General features: G+C 40.3%; 13 protein-coding genes. 11 read left to right on the forward strand and 2 right to left on the reverse strand.

The window, feature by feature from the left end; all coding sequences use genetic code 11:
• The first annotated feature begins 198 nt into the window (after positions 1-198).
• Together H6H03_RS06955 and H6H03_RS06960 are read left to right on the forward strand one after the other, a co-directional pair.
• Positions 199-573 (forward strand): c-type cytochrome, encoded by a 375-nt coding sequence (locus H6H03_RS06955; RefSeq protein WP_190954415.1) that lies wholly within the window; start codon positions 199-201, stop codon positions 571-573.
• 351 nt (positions 574-924) lie between these two features.
• Positions 925-1,722, forward strand: a complete 798-nt coding sequence (locus H6H03_RS06960) for a peptidylprolyl isomerase (RefSeq protein WP_190954416.1) — start codon at positions 925-927, stop codon at positions 1,720-1,722.
• A 458-nt stretch (positions 1,723-2,180) separates the two neighbouring features.
• Here the strand turns inward: H6H03_RS06960 and H6H03_RS06965 are convergent, their stop codons facing one another.
• Together H6H03_RS06965 and H6H03_RS06970 are read right to left on the reverse strand one after the other, a co-directional pair.
• The gene (locus H6H03_RS06965) at positions 2,181-3,125 is read right to left on the reverse strand and encodes a response regulator transcription factor (protein WP_242057773.1); all 945 of its coding nucleotides are present in this window, start codon (positions 3,123-3,125) and stop codon (positions 2,181-2,183) included.
• Positions 3,126-3,287: 162 nt separating this feature from the next.
• Entirely contained in the window at positions 3,288-5,243 is a 1,956-nt protein-coding gene (locus H6H03_RS06970) for a scytonemin biosynthesis sensor histidine kinase (protein WP_190954417.1), read from the reverse strand.
• Positions 5,244-7,292: 2,049 nt separating this feature from the next.
• On the opposite strand from H6H03_RS06970, the gene scyA reads away from it, so the two are divergent.
• The 9 genes from scyA to H6H03_RS07015 all read left to right on the forward strand — a co-directional run bounded on the left by scyA (position 7,293) and on the right by H6H03_RS07015 (position 20,793).
• On the forward strand, positions 7,293-9,176 hold the full coding sequence (gene scyA, locus H6H03_RS06975) for a scytonemin biosynthesis protein ScyA (RefSeq protein WP_190954418.1): 1,884 nt from the start codon (positions 7,293-7,295) through the stop codon (positions 9,174-9,176).
• 295 nt (positions 9,177-9,471) lie between these two features.
• The gene (scyB, locus tag H6H03_RS06980) at positions 9,472-10,533 is read left to right on the forward strand and encodes a tryptophan dehydrogenase ScyB (protein WP_190954419.1); all 1,062 of its coding nucleotides are present in this window, start codon (positions 9,472-9,474) and stop codon (positions 10,531-10,533) included.
• A gap of 60 nt (positions 10,534-10,593) precedes the next feature.
• Positions 10,594-11,565, forward strand: a complete 972-nt coding sequence (gene scyC, locus H6H03_RS06985; RefSeq protein WP_190954420.1) for a scytonemin biosynthesis cyclase/decarboxylase ScyC — start codon at positions 10,594-10,596, stop codon at positions 11,563-11,565.
• Between the two features lie 28 nt (positions 11,566-11,593).
• Positions 11,594-12,856 carry a ScyD/ScyE family protein gene (locus tag H6H03_RS06990; RefSeq protein WP_190954421.1) on the forward strand — a complete coding sequence of 421 codons (1,263 nt, stop codon included), beginning with the start codon at positions 11,594-11,596 and terminating at the stop codon, positions 12,854-12,856.
• Between the two features lie 109 nt (positions 12,857-12,965).
• Positions 12,966-14,342 carry a ScyD/ScyE family protein gene (locus H6H03_RS06995; RefSeq protein WP_190954422.1) on the forward strand — a complete coding sequence of 459 codons (1,377 nt, stop codon included), beginning with the start codon at positions 12,966-12,968 and terminating at the stop codon, positions 14,340-14,342.
• Positions 14,343-14,516: 174 nt separating this feature from the next.
• Positions 14,517-15,713, forward strand: a complete 1,197-nt coding sequence (gene scyF, locus H6H03_RS07000) for a scytonemin biosynthesis PEP-CTERM protein ScyF (RefSeq protein WP_190954423.1) — start codon at positions 14,517-14,519, stop codon at positions 15,711-15,713.
• A 168-nt stretch (positions 15,714-15,881) separates the two neighbouring features.
• Positions 15,882-17,171: a glycosyltransferase family 4 protein gene (locus H6H03_RS07005; protein ID WP_190954424.1), complete on the forward strand. Its 1,290-nt coding sequence runs from the start codon at positions 15,882-15,884 to the stop codon at positions 17,169-17,171.
• Positions 17,172-17,186: 15 nt separating this feature from the next.
• Positions 17,187-18,086 (forward strand): prephenate dehydrogenase/arogenate dehydrogenase family protein, encoded by a 900-nt coding sequence (locus tag H6H03_RS07010; protein WP_313931803.1) that lies wholly within the window; start codon positions 17,187-17,189, stop codon positions 18,084-18,086.
• Positions 18,087-18,594: 508 nt separating this feature from the next.
• Positions 18,595-20,793 (forward strand): anthranilate synthase, encoded by a 2,199-nt coding sequence (locus H6H03_RS07015; protein WP_190954425.1) that lies wholly within the window; start codon positions 18,595-18,597, stop codon positions 20,791-20,793.
• The last annotated feature ends 56 nt before the right edge of the window (positions 20,794-20,849 follow it).

Raw genomic sequence — 20,849 nt, forward strand, 5'->3', positions numbered from 1 at the left:
CTATGCAATTCTTCAATATTTGTTTCCCGCTTTTGATTTTACCAAATTTGGTATGAATCCTCCGCCCTAGAGTCTTTTGCAAGACCGACTATCCAGATTAAAATGTCTTGGTGTGCTTGCAGACACAATCAAGAACTTTTAAGCTATGTGTAGGAAATGAAAACTTTTTAGCACACCTAAACTTTTACAGCAAACCTTTTGGATAATCAGATTACCAAACCCGAAATTTTGATTCAGCGCATCATTTTATTGGTGCTGACCATCTTGCTAGCAGTGCCCTTGGGCTTTTTTGGCGTTCACTTGGTGCAAGCCTCCGATCCTTATGTCAAGAGCGTTTTGTCCCTAACAGGAAACCCAATTCAAGGACACGCTATCTTTCAAATTAATTGTGCTGGTTGTCATGGCTTGGAAGCAGATGGGCGAGTGGGGCCTAGTTTGCAAGCTGTATCGAAGCACAAGTCTCGGTATGGACTGATTCACCAAGTCATTAGTGGCGACACGCCCCCAATGCCAAAGTTCCAGCCTAGCGCCCAAGAAATGGCAGACCTTCTGAGCTACTTAGAGTCGTTGTAGACGTTCGATTCTTTGTCTGAGAAATGCGTAAATTCCTCATAGAAAAAGGCAGCATATAGAATGCTGCCTTTTTCCGTTTGTGAAAATCTTTAATAAATCTTAACAAAATCTGAAAAATACTAGATGCGTTTTAACCTCTTGTTTATAATCTGGTAGTTTTTACGTAGAATCTTTGATAAAAACTTATAGAAATTGTATATTTTTAAGTATGTTAGCAAATTACTATTTAATTATTCTGAAATTGAGCTTAACGTACTTGATTTAGTGGGACTAAGGCAAAAGTTTCCAGTGAATCGGCTACAGCATAGCTTCTTTGACAAACAAGATATTCTTTAAAATACATTAAAGCTAATGACTGAAGCGCTCCAAATCGGTAATCGTAAAATCGCAGCTAGTGAACTGATTTCTTTACTAGCTAGTTACCAAATGCTGCCACAATTGCAGCGGGAATTGATTGTGGATGAGGCAATTGAGCAAACCTCACGCTCAGCCAATGTGGCAATAGATCTGACACCTGAAGAAGTAGCCCAAGCTAAACAGCAATTTTACGCTGAAAAACAGTTGAAAAATGAAGAAGACATCCAAGCTTGGATGGTACGTCAGGGTCTGAGTTATGAACAACTAGAAGCGGTTACCACTAGAAAACTGAAAATTGAAAAATTTAAGCAAGCCACCTGGGGCAATAAACTGGAGGCGTACTTTTTTCAGTCCAAGGCAAAACTCGACAAAGTAATTTATTCCCTACTGCGAACCCAGGATGTGGGAATTGCCCAAGAACTTTACTTTCGCATTCAAGCAAAAGAAAACTCTTTTGCTGACTTGGCACGGGAATATTCACTCGGCCCAGAAGCCCAAACTGGCGGTTTAGTAGGCCCAGTAGAACTTAATGCACTGCATCCAGTGATGGTGCAAATGCTCTCTAGCAGTCAACCAGGACAAATATTACCTCCTACTCGCATCGCTGAATGGTTTGTCATTTTGCGGCTAGAAAAATTTATCCCTGCACAATTGGATGAAAGCATGAAAGCCCGCTTACTGAATGAACTGTTTGAAGCTTGGTTACAAGAACAACAAAAACAAATGATGTCTGCACGATTAGAACAGGTTGCAACAGAAACGCAGGAAGACGTTGAAAAACCATTAACCTAATATGAATTCGCAATTTGTAATAGTCGCCAAGGCGTGAAAAGGAAGCTACGCAATTGGCAATGACGCTCGTTCTCTGCCAGATGCTACGCGTAGCTTTCTTGTATGCAGGAGTACGTCGTTAAAGCTGCGAAAAATTTGCAATTAATAAATTCGGCGTTGCTGATTGAAAATATGAATTTGTCTCACGCAAAGTCGCAAAGGCGCAAAGGTACAAAGAAAAGGAAAGGTAATTTTGGCATTTCATATTCTGATTCAGCAACGCCATAAATTCAGATTATATAAGACTCCTGTCATATCCGTTTAAAGACTTATCATTTAGAGGGCAGGGGGAAAAGGCTTTTGGGATTTTTGCACAGATGCGATAATCATAAATGATTAGTCGGACATGATATCATACTTAATTTTTGAAACCTATGTAATAGCGTGTCAAAGCTAAAGTCTACAAGCAACTTGGGTTTTCAATGAGTAACCGTTTCAAAAACCTTTAACTCTTTTTCTGATACAGCCTGATGTTCTTTGCGCCAAGCCTGGGGAGGTAAGCCATGATGTTGGCGAAACTGGCGGGAGAAATGAGATACATCTTGATAGCCCAATGCTTTGGCAATTTTCTCTATGGTCTGGTTATTATTTTGCAGTAAGAAACGCGCTCCTGCCATCCGGCGTTTAACAATCCAAGAGTTAACAGTTTCTCCTGTCTGCCTTGCTACTCGGTTAGTTAAGTAAGCCGGTGAGTAACCAACAGCCTCAGCCACATCACACAAAGTAATTCCTTGATGATAATGGGCTTCGATGAAGTCGAAAACTTCTTTTAATTGGGGAATGCGAGGAAAGATGGATTTTGTAAAGATAATATCTTGACAAGAGTCTTCTGTGGGAGAGTGTTCTCTACCAGAGGTTTCCCTACGAGAGGCTCCGCCAACGCCAACATTAGAATTTTTGGCGATCGCTGTAGTATTATCATCTACAAATATTGATTTTGCAGGTGTCTCAAATTGAACTGTACACCAGTATTGGAGATTAGCTTGCTTTTGCAGTCGGCTAGCGATCGCTCTGAGCAATTCATCTAGTGTAGAGGGTTTGGTAAGATAATCATCTGCCCCCAATTCCATAGCTTTGCGAACATCTGCTTTGGTGCTACTACCAGTCAGAAAAATTAAGGGAATAATTGTTGTCAGAGGATTTTGGCGTAGCGCAGTGAGAACACTATAACCATCCATATCGGGCATCGTGATATCGCAGATTACCAAATCGGGTACATGCTCTTGTGCTTTTTCAATACCAGCATGACCATTATCAGCACCTATCGTATCAAAACCTTTAGCATTCAGACCTTTTAAATAAAGATTGCGGGTAATGTTATCATCTTCGATAACGAGAATTTTCTTTGACGATTGGTACATCATTTCCCCTCACCATAATTCTTTGCAATCGATAATTGTTAGACTCTTTATTTTGATGTGTAAAGATAAATGAGATTAATTTCCTTTTTTAACAGCTATAAATTTTGAAACATTAAATAATAATTATCTCGATTTCAACATTCATAACTTAGAATTGGTGAATTTTCATTTAAGTACTGGCAACATCACAGTAAAGGTACTACCCACACCAAGTTCGCTTTCTACAAAAACTTGACCTTGATGTAAGTCTACAAGAGTTTTAATAATCGATAGCCCCAGCCCAGTACCAGGTATATTATCAATATTACTACCTCTAAAAAATGGCTCAAATAGTCGTTGTTGATCTCCTAGCGAAATCCCAATCCCTCTATCTTTTACACTAAAAATTACTTTCTTTTTATTACAGGATAACTTCAACTCAACTACTGGATTCGAGGGAGAATACTTAATTGCATTATCGAGCAAATTCTTCAAAATTGGTTCTAATAGTTTTTTATCTATGCAAGCTATTAGAGAACTATCTTGACTTATAAAATTTATCTGACTTGGGTTGACACTCATCTGTATTTGTGCAACTAAATCATTACAAAATTTAACTAAGTCAAGCGGCTTTGGTTCAAAATTTAGTTTTGCTGATTCTGCCTTAGAGAAGAACAGAATATCATCTAACATTTGTCCGAGTTCTTCAGTCGCTTTTTGAATGTGATCGAGTAGTGGTTGTATTTTCTTTTGTGTACGTTTGTCTACTTCTTCCTTTAGTAAACTATTTGAAAATGAAACAATATTCAGCGGATTACGGAATTGATGGCAAACCATAGAAAGAAAGCTGGCTCTGAGTTCGCTTAATTGTTTTGCTTTTTCTAAAGCTTGATTAAGGTTTAATTGTGCATATTTGTAATCAGTAATATCAATACCTGCAATCATTTCAACTGGTTTTCCATCAAAATCCAGGACTCCATCCAAGGTTGCAACTGCACAAGCTAACCAGCGTTCCGTGCCGTTTTTTGTGAGAATATTCATCTCTTGATATTCAAATTTAGCTGCTTCAGTCTGGTTACGCACCTGTCTACGTTTTTTGCTCTTAATTAGTCGGCGCAAATCAAAGCCTGTTAATAGTTCTTCTTTTGTGTAGCCCGTAAGTTGTTCTACTGCTGGATTTATGTAGCAAAGCCGCGTACCTTGAATTAAGAAAGTGCTAGCATCTGTTGTTTCTGCTAAAGTCCGAAATCTAGCTGCATTGAGCCGTAATGCTTCTTCTGTTCGTTTAGATTCAGTAATATCCCAAATACTCCAGACTCTACCAATAATTTTGTCTTCAAGCACGTGAGGTTTAGAGTAGTGTGCAAAGACTCTCCCATCTTTTAACTCTAGAATGTCATAGCTCTCGAAATCAGATTGGCTAGATACTTCCCAAACTAGCCGATTAAAAGCTTGTGGATCTTTAAGTTGGTTCTCAAAAAATGTTTTGCATTGAGGACATTTTTTAGATAGTATTAGAGACTCTGGAACCTGCCACATATCTATAAATTTCTGATTCAAGCTCAGAATATCTCCCTCAAAATTAACTACAACAATCCCAATGGCGGTAGATTCGAGGGTAGAGCGAAGTAAAGATAGAGATGCTTCTAATTCTATTTCTTTGGCCTTAAGTTCAGAAATCTCCTGTTGTAAATACTCTTTAGTGCCCTTTAATCCATCAGTCCACTTTTGTACGCTTAATTCTACTATTTCATCAGCTTTCTCACGAACAAAGGCACAGCTAAATTCTAGATCTTGATCTTTGGCATAAGTAATGGATATTTCTGCTAGAAATATTCGACCTCTCTTTGTCCGATAACGAGATTTAAAGGTAAGGGAATTTTGCGTTCTAATATCTGACCAATTGTGTAGAAAAAAGTCTACATCTATATCAGCCAGTGTCATTGAAAGTAGTTCCTCACGGGAATACTCAGTCATCCTACATGTAGCATGATTGACGTAAAGAAACTGTGCGTTTTCTCCTAAACAAAAAGCAGCATCTACAGTGCTATTTATTAGGAAGTGAGCAAACTTCATCTGTACTTCTGGCTCTTGAGGCCAATGTGTGTTGGATGTAGTCAATGTGCGATCGCCAGAATTCATATCTTTAACTTGCTCCTTTTAATCAATCAGCACCATAGCTGCTAATGAGCTAGCAATCTCAATCTCCCTAAATCCCTAGTGCACTTTAGGCTGCTGACAATCAAAGTAATTTGCAGATTAGATACACTTAATCATGAACTTTACAAAACTTATCATACCAACAAAACCTATAAAAAGTGAACAATTTCACTTAACTTCCTCAAACAACCTAGATAGTTGGAGTTGATTTTTGAGTTAAAAAGCTTTTTATGTCTATATCAAATTTGGGCAAATCTAATCAAGATTTGTCAAAATACTTTATTGAGATAGGAGTTGAGAAATCTTATCTCTACTAAGTTAAAAAGATATTTTATATTTAAACTCTAATATCAGATTTAACTAGTACCCAACGACATAAGTACACCAACCATACCCTACTTTAAACAAGCTACAAAATTGCTAAAAACTTATATAGCATTCCCCGTTCTAGTGAGGTACAGGGTAGGGCCGCAAAGCTTTGCTCCTCTACAAATTTTTGTACCTCATTTGATTGGGAACTGCTATAAATAAGCTTTGAGAATTTTGAATTACACATATTCCGCAAAAAAGCAAGCTACGCGTAGCCTTTTATTGAAATACGGTAGTAGTGTAGAGCCTTTGATTATCAACATAAATGAATCTGCCCAGCTAAGCATGGCTGGAATAAGCAAATTTTTACTCATGAATTCATTTTCTTAATTTATCTTAACTTACACACTCAGGGATTTAACTATAGAATAATGCTCTGAGTCATCTGTCTCAAGAAATACATTTGTATTAAAATACTTAAGACTAAATGTTGATTTTGTTACATTAGTCATTTACAAAAGACGGCAAGAAAGCCCATTGCTTCTATATATAGGATGAATCGCCGTTCGCTGTCTTTCTCAGCAGTGTCTCAAAGAGTGAATGTCGTGAAAAAGTACTAATGGCTCCAAACGTCTTGAAGGAGGCAGGAGGCAGGAGGCAGTGTTTCGACTACGCGGTAATCGAGCGAAGTCGAGATTCAATAACCAGGCAGAAGGCAGAAGGTTTTTATTCAGAAGGGGATTCAGACCCCTCCTGAATAAGAGCTACCAAATTTTTAATTTGGTGCGGTGTTTCACCTTGTCCTGACGGTACGAGCAGGAGTTAGGGGTCAGTTTTCCTCCTGCTTCCTGCCCCCTAACTCCTGCCTTCATTGATAAAAGATAGACTCAATCCCAAGATTCCTTAGTCACCCCTCAAAAGAAATATAAAAAATTAAGAAATTATGTTTTTATTGTTACAAAAAATCGTATCAAACTATATCTAAGTGTGAGCATCATCGTTTTAGATTTTTATGGACAAGTGAGTCAGCTTAATTAAACTAAACTATGTAAATCTTTGTAATAAAAAAGGCTAAAGCTTATCTTGCTTGTCCTTTTAGACCTTAATCTTATTAAGATATAGTTGCGTTTATTTGCACCAACTGGCTGAAACTGTTGTGGTTTAGCTGATGTGGAAGCTAAAACTGATTTGATGTATATCAAAATCAAAAGAGTCTTCATTATAAATGTAGCGATGTAACTGATGAGCGATCGCTAGATATTAATCTTCCAGAGTAGATAAGTAAAAATATTGTAGCGATCGCCAGAAAAGCAAAAGATTTGACATACTCATCAAAAGATTTTTCATTGCATATCAAACTTAATTATATTAAGCCTCATCGAATATCCATCTTTGCATGTGCTGAGTTTGAAATAACTACCGTAATCATTGCAATAGAAGCGAAAAATTTGACACGCTCATCAAAAGATTTTTGATTGCACATTTGTATTTATCTCCTCTATTGTGATTTGTATAAGCACAGCCTGATTGCTGTATGATTTGCAAAATTTTTTTTGGTAATTCACTCACAAGTATCAATCAGCAGCAATCGACCACTTCTACTATCGACTAGGCTTGGTGATAACTGTAAAAATACAGATTTTTTTTGTATTGAATATTTCTAGCGCTGTGATTCTAAACGCAACAGCCCTTGTGTAACTTTAATGTAATTACCCCAAAGCAATGAGTCAAAACTATACAGCTTCAAACTCTCCTCCAATTGCCCCTGAGTCATACAACGAATTTCCATCTAACAAATATGTAGAATCTGTGTCTGACGTTTCCCATCAGGTTGATGAATCAGAGAAGAATGGGGAAATTCAGCCTTTTTTCTACCATGAAACGCCGCCAGTACTCTCAGTTGCAGATGCCATCGCCCAGATGTTGGTGAGTTTAGGAGTAAACTACGCCTTTGGTGTCGCTGGCGGTGCAATGGCCAGCCTTTGGGGCGCCCTGTCCAATAGCAACATACAGGTGTTGAACTTCCGCCATGAAGCGGGAGCGGCCTTTGCAGCTACAGAAGCTTACTTTGCTAGCGATCGCCCTAGCGTCGTTTTCACCACAGCAGGCCCTGGTATCACCAACGCCCTCACCGGCTTATTTGCAGCTCGTGGTGAAGGTGCAAAGGTGATTTTACTGTCGGCTTGCACCTCCGCACCGCAACGCGGACGTTGGGCAATTCAAGAAACCAGCACCTACACCTTGCCCAGCGGGGGAATTTTCACCCCAGGAGCGCTATTCAACTATGCAATCACCATTGAATCTGCGGCTCAACTTCCGCAGATTTTTCGTAAATTAGCCTTAGCTTTAGCGCAACCAGGTGGATTTGTCGCTCATTTGAGCATTCCCACCGCCGTGCAGACAAGCTTAGTTGAAGGTGTAGCCTTTCCCCAGCTAGATGTTTCTCATTGTCAGGTAACTCCTTCTAGTGAAGCGATCGCTAAATCTGTGGAGTTATTATCATCTGGCCCCTTTGCCATCTGGGTCGGTTTCGGTGCCCGTGACGCCGCAGACGAAATCCGTCAACTCGCCGAAAGAAGTGGAGCAGCCGTCATGTGTTCGCCCCGTGGGAAAGGTATCTTTCCGGAAGATCATCGTCAGTTCGTGGGTGTCACCGGTCTAGGGGGTCACGCTTCCGTCTTGACTTACATGGAACAACAACGTCCACTACACACACTCGTATTAGGCACCCGTCTTGGCGAACCAACTTCCTTTTGGAGTTCGGCGCTAGTTCCCGAAAGAGGCTTTATCCATGTGGATATTGACCCAGAAGTGCCAGGAGTAGCTTATCCACACGTTGAAACTTTTGGGGTTAGGTCTGACATCAAAACTTATCTCCAAGAATTGTTGCAGCACTTACCAGGTAATCCCCTTGCACATTTGTCCTTTCCTCGTCCGGAACACCAAGCTATCGTACCAGCATCAGAAGTAGACTATCCAGTGCGACCAGAAGTATTGATGGCAGCAATTCAAAAGATTGTTGTTGAAGGTAGCGATGCCATAGTTATGGCAGAGTGTGGTAACTCATTTACTTGGTCAACGCATTTACTACAATTTGCCCAAGCCAATCGTTACCGAGTTAGCACCGGCGTGGGAGCAATGGGTCACGCCGTCACCGGAGTGTTGGGTGCAGCGCTGGCGAACAATACTAAAGCCGTGGGTATTGTCGGCGATGGTGCAATGCTGATGAATAACGAAATCAGCACAGCAGTGAAATACAAAATTCCGGCGATTTGGATAGTACTCAACGATGCACGTTACAACATGTGCCATCAAGGGATGAAAATCTTGGGATTAAAGGGTGCCGATGCAACACTTCCACCAACAAACTTCGCCATGATTGCGCGGGGTATGGGAGCTGAAGCGATCGTAGTTGTCAGAGAGTCCGATATTGAACCTGCATTAGAACAAGCGATCGCTTCAAATGTTCCTTTTCTGATTGATGTTGTCATTGATGGCGATCGTTTAGCACCCTCCGGTGGACGTAATAAGAGTTTAGCAGCGCAAGGAATCAAATCAAATTCCGCTCAAACTCCAGCCAAACCAGTTTCATTTCCCTCAGTTTAACTTGAACAACCTTCTAATACCAATTCTTACAGCAGTTTGCAACTAAATGAGGTACAGAACCAAGGATTCACAAATTAAATTATTCTTCTGCCTCCTGCCTGGTTGTTGAATCTCGACTTCGCTCGATTACCGCGTAGTCGAAACACTGCCTCCTGCCTCAAAACCAGTGATTTTGTACTTCATGCAAAAGAAAACTGCTGTAATTCGTAATTATTCAGATGGCGAATTTTCAAGAATTGGTATAGGTTTCAAAAACCCGCGCTAATCAACCCAAAATTAATGTTGAGAAACTAAAATGCTGCTATTTGAAACTGTTAGAGAAATGGGCCACGAACAAGTCCTTTTCTGTCATGGTAAAAATCCAGAAATTAAGGCGATTATTGCTATCCATGACACAACGTTAGGGCCAGCAATGGGAGCTACAAGACTGTTTCCTTATGTTAGTGAAGAAGCTGCTTTAAAAGATGCTCTGCGTCTGAGCCGTGGAATGACATATAAAGCTGCATGTGCTAACATTCCGGCTGGTGGAGGAAAAGCAGTTATTATTGCTAATCCTGACAATAAAACAGATGATTTGTTGAGAGCTTACGGACGTTTTGTCAACAGTATCAATGGACGTTTTATTACTGGACAAGATGTAAATATTACCCCTGATGATGTACGGACAATCGGTCAAGAAACTCAATATGTTGTCGGGCTATCAGAAAAGTCTGGCGGCCCTGCTCCCATAACATCTCTAGGAGTTTTTCTAGGAATTAAAGCTGCTGTCGAGTTTCGCTGGCAAACTAAAAGACTTGATGGCATGAAAGTAGCAGTTCAAGGTTTAGGAAACGTAGGTAAAAATCTCTGCCGTTATCTACACGAACATGGTGTTCAGCTTTTTGTCACCGATATAAATCCAGCAAAAGCAGAAGAAGTCAAACAGCTTTATGGTGCAACTGTTGTAGAACCATCGGAAATTTATTCTCTTGACGTAGATGTTTTTGCTCCTTGCGCTTTAGGAGCAATTCTTAATAGCCATACAATTCCTTTTCTCAAAGCTAGTATTGTTGCTGGTGCAGCTAATAATCAATTAGAGAATGAGCAGCTACACAGTCAAATGCTTGTTAAAAAAGGAATTCTTTACAGCCCTGATTATGTCATCAATGCCGGAGGGCTAATTAATGTTTATAACGAAATGATTGGCTATGACGAAGAAAAAGCCTTGAAGCAAGTTCATAACATCTATAACACATTACTAGCAATTTTTGATATTGCAAAACAGCAGGGTGTTACTACTAACGATGCTGCTAAAAAATTAGCAGAAGACAGAATTGCAAGGGTTAGAAGCAACAAAAATAAAGCGATCGCAGCTTAACTCATAATTATGAATTCTGACTTTTGAATTCTTAATGGTAGTACTTAGAAGGAGTGAACAATGGAAAAGAATACGTTTGCAACATCAGCTTATATCGCAACTTCACCAGAGATTGCTTTTGACTACCTTTGTAGTTTAAAAAACTTGGATGAATGGACGCTTTATAGCCGGATGAAAGAGCAAATTGACGAAGATACTTGGTTGGGAAGTGCGTCTGGTTATCACAAAAATCTCTACTATCACGTTAAAAAATTAGAGAATAAACTTTTCTACGGTATTGAGTGGCACTGCGGGTTAGAGTATCAAAAATATTTTCAAGTTTATCCTGTCTTGCTCTTTCCTCCAGATTATATCGAGCCTGGATGTGACGAAAAAGGTGTGTACTTTCACTGGTTAAGTTTTGTCGATCCAAAACGGCAAACTCAGATGATTATGCAGGGAATCCACACAGTACACACTTCCGAATGTCGTTCTCTCAAAGGAAATTTGGAGCGCAAAGCTGGTTATACCACAGCAGCTAAAGGGCGCTACTTTATTGATACAGACACCATCTATGTTGATGCCCCAATTGAAATTGGAATTGAATACTTAAAAGACTTACGAAATATAGATGAGTGGGCGCATTTACTACGACCAAATGGCGAGATTAATTTGGATTCAGGCGAATTCAAAGATGAATATGACCAGCAAGTCAAAGTTTCGGTTCGGATACATAGTTTGAGTAAATACTACTTAGTTGAACAAGAATACTTTTATCCAGACTACGAATATTATCAACGCTCTGTAGCGTTAATGATTCCAACCGCTTATGCTTTCGCCGATCCCGAAGCCTCTGGTTTTATTTTGCATCGAATCACATTTTGGAAAGCAGATGGAACCGTTAGCCACGGCAAACTTCAGATTGAAGATTTTGGGGCTGAAAGCATGAATATTAAACGTTTGCTGGAAGCAAAAGCTGGCAATTTAAGCTCATTCGATCGCGGCATGAGTTACTTACCAAAAATTAAAGAGGAGTTAGTTACTAATCATTAGTCATTAGACAAATGACAACTCAAAAAATATGAAACTGAAGCAAGCTACTATCACTTTACTGAGTTTTTGTCTTGTCAGTTTTTCGGGAATCAAATCTGCGGTAGCTGCATCATTTTCGGTAATCGCTGAGGGTCTTTATAATGCAGGAGGTTTAAGTTTTGGCCCTGATGGTAATCTCTATGTCACAGAGGCCGGAATCGGCGGAAGTGGAAGTTGTGTTCCACCACCAAGTGGTCAGGGCGATTCTTTATGCTATGGCACAAGTGGTGCAATTACCAAGATTGGGAATGGTAAAACCGAACGTATCCTTACAGGACTTCCTTCCTTAGCACTACCAGATGGTACTGGAGGCGGTGGGCCTCGTGACATCAAATTTGATGCTACAGGTAAGCCTTATGTTCTGCTAGGGTATGGGGCTAATCCAGTTTTTCGCGATAATTTGGGTAACACCGACCTCGGTAAAATCATTGCACCCGACTTTAAAACCAACTCTTGGACAAGTATTGCCGACATAGCTAACTATGAACTTGCTAATAATCCTGATGGAAATGATGTAAGTAGCAATCCCTTGGGTTTTGTAATCGACGGCAATAATTTGGTTGTTGTTGATGCTGGTGCAAACAACTTACTCAGTGTAAAGACTGATGGAAGTAATTTGCAGACTGTTACCACATTTCCTCAAGACATACTGACTAACCCAATCTTTCCGCCTGCCGGTACTCCATCCAATGAACCATCGCAGGTACCATCTGTAAACGAAACACCGCAATTGCAGTTTCCCATTCAAGCAGTACCCTCAAGTGTCGCCAAAGGCCCAGATGGTGCTTATTATGTCAGCCAATTTACTGGTTTTCCCTTCCCAGAAGATGGAGCAAAAATCTATCGCATAGGTGCTGATGGTTTACCAACAATCTATGCTGATGGCTTTACCCAACTTACAGACTTGGAATTTGATACTGAGGGTAATTTGTATGCTTTGCAGTACGCCAATCAGTCAGCTTGGAAGGGGAATTTTGATGGTTCTTTAATTAAGATTGCGGCTGATGGGACTCGTACAACCATCCTCAGTGGCAATGGATTAGAGTCACCCAGCGCCTTGACTATTGGTTTAGATGGTGCAATTTACGTTACAAATCGAGGCGATCGCCCCGGTCAAGGACAAGTCCTCAAAATTGAAAGTTTCAAATCTATTCCAGAACCGAATAGTGCTTTAGGCATATTAGCGATCGGTGCTTTGGGTGTTGCTTGGTCGCACAAAAAAAGAAGCCCCAAATCGCTAGCACTCAAGTAAAAAGTTTCAAACCAATAAAGGATATTTATCCTGTATCCTCGCCCCCTAAATTCCTTGTCTTTAAAACCATAAAAGTTTCCCTAAATTATTTAACTCAATCTCCAAAGGTATGAAACTCAAGTCATTTGCCCTTACATCTGTAACATTTTGCTTTACTGCTATCTGTGGAATCCCATCTGTACAAGCTGCAACCCTAACGAAAATTGTCGATGGAATTAGTAATGCACGGGGTGTTAGCTTTGGCCCTGATGGAACTCTCTACGTAGCAGAGCCAGGTATCGGAGGTAACGGAAATTGCCAACCATCTCCGAGTACCCTGTTTCAGCCTATTTGTGCTGGTAACAGTGGTTCACTCGTCAAAGTTACGCCAGGTGGCCAGCCACAGCGGATACTCACAAACTTTCAGTCTCTAGCAGAACAACCAAGCGGTAACCAAGGCGCCGGTATTCAAGATATACAATTCGATTCTCTTGGAAATGCTTATCTTTTGACTGGCTTTGCTGGTTACCCAGGAAACCGCGATTTAGAAACACTTAACCTTGGTTCTCAATTTCCCCTCCCACCGCAGCAACTTGCTACTTTCCCCCCATCCACGCCCGATAAAGTTTTGAATACACCGCTTTTAGCACAACTGTACAAAGTTGACTTAAATACCGGTAAGCTGGACAGTATTTTTGACTTTGCCAAGTATGAAATCACCAACAATCCAGATGGTGGGGATGTGGTAACCAATCCCTATGACCTGTCTATTAGCGGTGATAGTGCTTATGTCGTTGACGGTGGTGGGAACACTGCTTACAAAATTAAACTTGATGGAAGTGAATCCCAGGCAATTGCAATTCCTAAAAATATTATTAGTAAGTCCGATTTACCACCAGGATTAGAAGTACCTCCAGGGCTATTAGATGAGCTTCCAGGAGGAAAAATCGCAATTCAATCAGTACCTACAGGTGGTGTAATTGGGCCAGATGGAGCTTTATATGTTGGTGAATATACGGGTTTTCCTTATCCAGAGGATAAATCACGGATTTTCCGCATCGGCGAGGATGGCAACCCAGAAGTTTATCTGGATGGGTTTACGCACATCACAGATTTAACCTTTGATGAGGACGGCAATTTGCTGGTGTTACAGTTCAGCGACACCTCCCAATTAGGAGGCGACATCACAAATCTACCTGGTTCTTTGATCAAAGTTGCTGCTGATGGCACTCGCACAACACTTGTTGCAGCAGGCCAAGGGCTAGATTCGGCTGATGGAATTGATATTGGCCCTGACGGCAAGATTTATATTACTAATCGTGGTGTCGGCGCAGGACTAGGGGAAGTTGTTCGGGTAGATGGCCTGGTTGCAGAAACTATCCCCGAACCTGGTTCAGTAGCTGGCTTATTAGCACTTGCAAGTGTAGGCGCTACCGCCGCAATGGGCAAGCGAAAACGCCTTCCAAAGTTAGATGAAGAGTTGGTAGCCAAAGCAGAGACTGTCTAATTCCTTTTTACCTGGCTTTGTCAGGGAGTGCTTAGAAAATAGAATGCTGCCTCACAGAGAAAGTTGCATTTCAAACACGAGGCAGCAGTCCAAACTTCAGAGTTCCCAAACTAGGACTGGGAACAAAATTACTCCAGGAAAGAGTATAACTCATACAACCAGGACTTAAAATTCATGGGATTAGTCAAAAATTTGTCAATTGGCATTCTCAGTACCGGATTCGCGGTGTTGGCAACAGCAGCCCAAGCCAAGGCTGTAACATTAACTTACGACAGAAGTATCGGCAGTCCTGGCTTCGGCCCTGGGCAACTTTTTGTCCCCCAAGGCATAGCGGTGGATAGCCAAGGGAATACCCTCATAGCTAACGGACGCGGTGTTAACCCGGATGGTACTCCTAACTACAGCCTCGGTAACAAAATTGAAATATTTAATCCTAGCGGTCAGTATATTGGAGCAATTGGCTCCGGCGGGACAGGACCCGGACAGTTTGATGAGCCAACAACTGTAGACTTTAATCCAGTAACAGGCGATTTGTATGCAGGTGATGTTTACAACAACCGCATCAATCAATTCGATTCTCAGGGTAACTTTATTAGATCCTTTGCAAATGGATTATTTACCCCTCGCGTAAACGATCGGATTTTCTTTGGCCCATCTGGTGTGACATTTGACAAAGCTGGCAACGTTTACGTAGGTGATTTTAACGGCGAAAGAATCCTTAAATTCACATCAGACGGACAGCAAATTGGTGTCATTGGTGGCACTTTAGGCACTGCACCTGGGCAATTCCAAGGTGTAGCAGGTGTCAGAATTTCCCCAGTTAGTGGAAATATCTTTGTAGCTGACCAGTATAACAACCGCGTTCAAGTACTCGATCCAAATGGTAATCCTCTGTTGGCATTTGGTTCAGCAGGTAGCGAAGCTGGACAGTTTCTTCAGCCAATTGGCATCGAAGTGGACGAGTATGAGAATATTTATGTAGCTGATTCTATCAACAGCCGCGTACAGGTGTTTGATAAAAACGGTAACTTCTTGACTTCCTTCGGTGAAACAGCCCGCGATGCATCAGGTAACCCTGTACCGCCTCCAGCATTAACTGGCCCTCCTTTTGGCAACCCCCTCGACCTCACTCCCGGCAGATTTAACTGGACGGGTGGCACAAGTTATAAAGATGGCAAGCTTTATGTGGGCGATTTCTTCCAAGGTCGCGTCCAAGTCTTAAATGTAGAAGGCAGAAAACAAGTACCCGAACCTAGTTCAGCGTTGGGGCTAGCATTACTCGGACTTGGGGCTGCTACCGTCACATTGCGGAAACATAGACAACAAAAATCAGCTTTCAGTTTTGAAAAGGAACTGCAAAATAATTACTAATTCGTAATTCGTAGTTCGTAATTAAAAAGCGTAGAGCAGCCGACACGTTCATTTTTAATTGAGCGATCGCCAAAATAGTGGAGAGTCAAAAACTACCACTCAACTGTAATTACGAATTACGAATTACGAATTACGAATTACAAATAGCTTCCAGGGAATTAACATTTAATGCACATTCTGATTTATTCATACAACTATTATCCAGAGCCAATTGGTATTGCACCTTTGATGACTGAACTAGCTGAAGGACTAGTTAAACGAGGTCATCAAGTACGGGTGATTACAGGTATGCCTAACTATCCCCAGCGCCAGATTTACGATGAGTACCGGGGTAAGTTATACATTACTGAAGAAAGAAATGGCGTGATTATTGAGCGTTCTTACCTGCGAATTAAGTCTAAACCTAACCTTTTAGACAGGCTACTCTTAGAGTTGAGTTTTGTCTTTACAAGTTTTCCACAAGCTCTCAAAGGTAAACGGCCTGATGTAATTCTGTTAACAGTACCGCCGCTACTAATTTCCTTACCTGCAATCTTACTTGGTTGGTTATACAACTGCCCAGTGGTGTTGAATGTGCAAGATATCCTTCCGGAAGCTGCCGTGCGTGTTGGGTTAATTAAAAATAAATTGATGATCCGGACTCTGGAAGCTTTAGAAAGATTTGTTTACCGAAGTGTACATACTATCAGCGTCATTGCCGATGGTTTTGTTGATAATTTAATCAAGAAAAATGTACCTGCTCGTAAAATTTCCTGCATTTCAAATTGGGTAAATCTCAATTTTATCCGTCCTTTTCCAAAGGAAAATAACTCTTGGAGAGCTAATCATAAACTCGATGATAAATTTGTAGTTCTTTATTCAGGTAACATTGCTTTAACGCAAGGTTTAGAAACAGTAGTAGAAGCAGCAGCTTGCTTGCGTCACATCAAAGAAATTGCCTTTGTGATCGCTGGAGAATCCCAAGCCCTCAAAACATTGCAACAACATTGTCTTGCTTGTGGGGCTGATAACGTTTTACTGCTGCCATTGGAACAACGAGAAAAACTACCACAAATGTTAGCAGGCGCAGATGTGGGGCTGATTGTGCAAAAGCGCAATGTAATTTCTTTCAATATGCCTTCTAAAATACCATTGCTGTTAGCCAGTGGTCGCCCAATTGTGGCTTCAGTTCCCGCCACTGGTACTGCTGCCAAAGCTATCGGACAAAGTGGCGGCGGCTTGATTGTTGAGCCAGAGTCAGCAGATGCTTTGGCGAGTGCGGTACTGGATTTATATAATCATCCAGAACTGGTAACACAATTAGGGCAAAAAGGCAGAAAGTTTGCGGTAGAAAATTATTGCTTTGAGCAAGCTTTGGAACGGTACGAAAAGCTATTTGCTAATGCGATCGCCAAAAAAACATCAACTTTGGATATCTTACCAAAATTGAGTTCTAAAGAATCACTTGTTGATATTTGAAAATGGGTAAGTAAAGTGAAAAAAAGTAACCAAAGCTCGATCGCTCTAATTGGCGATCGCCTATCATTCTTAGATAAAGAATTACTTTCTCCAGCTGAGATACCTGAATCTGTAATAAATGATGTCACTCCCCGAAAAATTACTATCATCGGTGGACATGGCAGAATGGGAAAATTATTTAAAGAGCAATTTTCAGCAGTAGGCCATCACGTTAGCGTTCTAGAACATGAAGATTGGGGATATGCACAGCAACTCTTAAACTCTGCCGAATTAGTTATAGTCAGCGTTCCCATTGAATATACAGTTGATGTTATCAAGCGTGCAGCTAAATATCTTGCACCAACTACAGCTTTGTGCGATGTCACGAGTATTAAAATACAGTCAACTCAAGCAATGCTCGAATACCATTCAGGCCCCGTTATGGGTTTGCACCCGATGTTTGGGCCGAATATTAAATCCTTTTTAGGACAAAAATTTGTGATTTGCCCAGGGCGAAACGATGAAGCATTCCTCTGGTTATTAGACTTGATTAAAGGTCATGGTGGCGAATTAATTGTTTGCACACCTGAAGAACACGATCGCATGATGGTAATTATTCAAGCAGTGCAGCATTTTTGTAGATTGAGCTTTGGTATTTTCTTAGCAGAAACAAGAATTAATCTAGAACAGAGTTTATTACTATCAACTCCTAGCTATCGGCAACAAATTGAGAGTATTAAACGTTTGTTTTCCCAAAACTCTCACTTATGTGTAGATATTATGCTAGCTACAGAAGAAAGATGTGAAGCAATTAACTCTTTAGCTAATACTTACAGTCGCTTGGCAAGACTAGTAAAAATGAAAGATAGGGACGCATTAATACAAGAGTTTGAAAGTATCCAAGGATTTTTTGAGGAAAAAACAAGGCTCTTGTAAAATCAGTGAAATTTTTAAAATATAGGCGATAGTATTTTGAATTTTGGATTTTAGATTGAAAATCGCTTTTTATAGCGGGTTATGGAATTTATTTGTGGCATTTTTTTTAAAACTAAATTATCTAGATTTTTATTATTGTTGTAATATATCAGATTAGCTAAAGTAATTACAGTAGATGGATAGATAATCATTTACTACTTTGGATAGAGGTCAATCATTACAGTAAATGCCATCAATAAATATTTGATTAAAGCAGTGCAAAAAGCGAATAAATTGACACCCAATCTAAAAATTATCCAATGTCTTATTTGCTTGATATCTTGTATTCTTAAATAAGAAGCGAAAAGATTTTAATTACATTTTTATAAATAACTTCCGGATTAAGATAGATTGATTCAGATTGACATAGAATCATCTAATTTTATTCTCAATCCAAAAATAAATACTAACAATGATAAATGGTTATTGGCTAATGATTGACTAAATATTTATTCCAGAGAAATTCCCCATGATTTTTGATTCCCGTTCCTATAAAACCCTTGGCGGTGTAATTGTCTCTCGCTCCATAACCGAAGTGAAAATGGACACTGCCCTTGAAGATATTCTGTTCCACCTAAATTCTCAGCGTGGAGGCTTATTAACGAGTAGCTACGAATATCCAGGAAGGTACAAAAGATGGGCGATTGGATTTGTCAATCCACCATTGGAATTGACTACGCAGGATAATGTTTTCACGTTGAGAACATTGAATGAACGTGGTTGGATACTTTTACCATTATTGTTAGAGTACTTACAGCAATCAAAACAGCTGGAGAGAGTTATCCAAGACAATAAATATATCACAGGATTTGTTAAACCTACCAAACAATTCTTTGCCGAAGAAGACCGGAGTAAGCAACCTTCAGCATTTACAGTTGTCCGTGAAATTCTACATACTTTTTCTAGTCAAGAAGACGAGCATTTAGGATTGTATGGTGCGTTTGGCTATGATTTAGTTTTTCAATTTGAACCAATTCGCCAGCGCTTAGAACGTCCTAAAGATCAACAGGATTTGGTACTTTATTTACCTGATGAATTAATTATTGTTGACTACTACCAGCAACGTGCATTTTGTCTGCGATATGACTTTGAAACGGCGTATGGTAGCACTAAGAATATTCCCCGGACAGGCGAATCTATTGATTATCGCGGAAAACATCTGGTAGCAACTCAAACTGGTGACCATGCAATAGGTGAGTATGCAAAAAAAGTTGAAGTTGCGCTCGATTATTTTCGCAGAGGCGATTTATTTGAAGTGGTTCCTAGTCAAAACTTTGTTGAAGGTTATGAAGAAGAACCCAGCAAGTTATTTGAAACTTTAAAGGATATAAATCCTAGTCCTTATGGATTTATTTTTAATTTAGGTGGAGAATATCTAATTGGTGCATCTCCAGAAATGTTTGTGCGGGTTGAAGGTAAGCGGGTAGAAACTTGTCCCATTAGTGGCACTATTCGCAGGGGGCAAGATGCTCTTGATGATGCTGTGCAAATTCGGCAATTACTCAATTCACACAAGGATGAAGCTGAGTTAACCATGTGTACTGATGTGGATCGCAATGATAAATCTCGAATTTGCGAACCTGGTTCAGTACAAGTCATTGGTCGTCGTCAAATTGAATTATATAGCCATTTAATTCACACAGTAGATCATGTTGAAGGTACACTGCGATCGCAATTTGATGCCTTAGATGCATTCTTGAGCCATACTTGGGCAGTTACAGTCACCGGCGCACCCAAAAGAGCAGCAATAGAATTTATCGAACAATATGAAAAAAGCGCTCGACGTTGGTATGGTGGAGCAGTTGGCTATTTAAATTTCAACGGCAATTTAAATACTGGATTAATCCTGCGAACAATTCGATTAAAAGACTGCATCGCCGAAGTGCGAGTTGGTGCTACTGTTCTTTATGACTCCATACCACAAGCAGAAGAACAAGAGACAATTACTAAAGCTGCTGCATTATTTGAAACAATTCGCCGCGTTAAACAAAGCAGTCCGAAAATAGATGATTCCACTTCTATCAAATTAAATAAACATATCCCAAGCGCTCAACCAGGCAAACGCATTTTGCTAATAGATTATGAAGACTCATTTGTTCATACATTAGCTAATTACATTCGCCAAACCGGTGCCAGCGTTACCACATTACGTCATGGTTTTTCTGATTCCTTGTTCGACAAAGAACGACCAGACTTAGTTGTTTTATCTCCCGGTCCTGGTAGACCAAATGATTTTCATCTTTCCGAGACTATCGGTGCAATTCTTTATCGTCAAATTCCTATTTTCGGAGTTTGTTTAGGACTGCAAGGTATCGTCGAAGCTTTTGGTGGAGAATTAGGAGTTCTCAACTATCCCCAACATGGTAAATCCTCGCGAATTTTCGTCACCGATTCCGATTCTGTTACCTTCAATAATTTACCAAAATCTTTTGCAGTGGGTAGATACCACTCATTATTTGCTATCCGAGAACATTTACCAAAGGAATTCAAGGTAACAGCAATTTCCGATGACGATGTAATTATGGGCATCGAACATCAAACACTCCCCATCGCCGCCGTTCAATTTCATCCAGAATCAATTATGACCTTAGCAGGAGAAGTCGGTCTGGGAATTATTAAAAATGTGGTAAGCGCGTATACGAATGATAAGTTAGGAGTGATGAGTTAGGAGTGATGAGTTAGGAGTGATGAGTTAGGAGTGATGAGTTAGAAAAAGCCAAATTA

It is taken from the genome of Nostoc paludosum FACHB-159 (genome assembly GCF_014698835.1).
Classification (GTDB): Bacteria; Cyanobacteriota; Cyanobacteriia; order Cyanobacteriales; family Nostocaceae; genus Nostoc; species Nostoc paludosum.

Bases quoted from the DNA above. Each gene is read 5' to 3' on its own strand.
- H6H03_RS07005 (WP_190954424.1), top strand. From the start codon at position 15,882: ATGCACATTCTGATTTATTCATACAACTATTATCCAGAGCCAATTGGT.
- scyF (WP_190954423.1), top strand. From the start codon at position 14,517: ATGGGATTAGTCAAAAATTTGTCAATTGGCATTCTCAGTACCGGATTC.
- H6H03_RS06965 (WP_242057773.1), bottom strand. From the start codon at position 3,125: ATGATGTACCAATCGTCAAAGAAAATTCTCGTTATCGAAGATGATAAC.
- H6H03_RS06990 (WP_190954421.1), top strand. From the start codon at position 11,594: ATGAAACTGAAGCAAGCTACTATCACTTTACTGAGTTTTTGTCTTGTC.
- H6H03_RS07015 (WP_190954425.1), top strand. From the start codon at position 18,595: ATGATTTTTGATTCCCGTTCCTATAAAACCCTTGGCGGTGTAATTGTC.
- scyA (WP_190954418.1), top strand. From the start codon at position 7,293: ATGAGTCAAAACTATACAGCTTCAAACTCTCCTCCAATTGCCCCTGAG.
- H6H03_RS06960 (WP_190954416.1), top strand. From the start codon at position 925: ATGACTGAAGCGCTCCAAATCGGTAATCGTAAAATCGCAGCTAGTGAA.
- H6H03_RS06970 (WP_190954417.1), bottom strand. From the start codon at position 5,243: ATGAATTCTGGCGATCGCACATTGACTACATCCAACACACATTGGCCT.
- H6H03_RS06995 (WP_190954422.1), top strand. From the start codon at position 12,966: ATGAAACTCAAGTCATTTGCCCTTACATCTGTAACATTTTGCTTTACT.
- scyC (WP_190954420.1), top strand. From the start codon at position 10,594: ATGGAAAAGAATACGTTTGCAACATCAGCTTATATCGCAACTTCACCA.
- scyB (WP_190954419.1), top strand. From the start codon at position 9,472: ATGCTGCTATTTGAAACTGTTAGAGAAATGGGCCACGAACAAGTCCTT.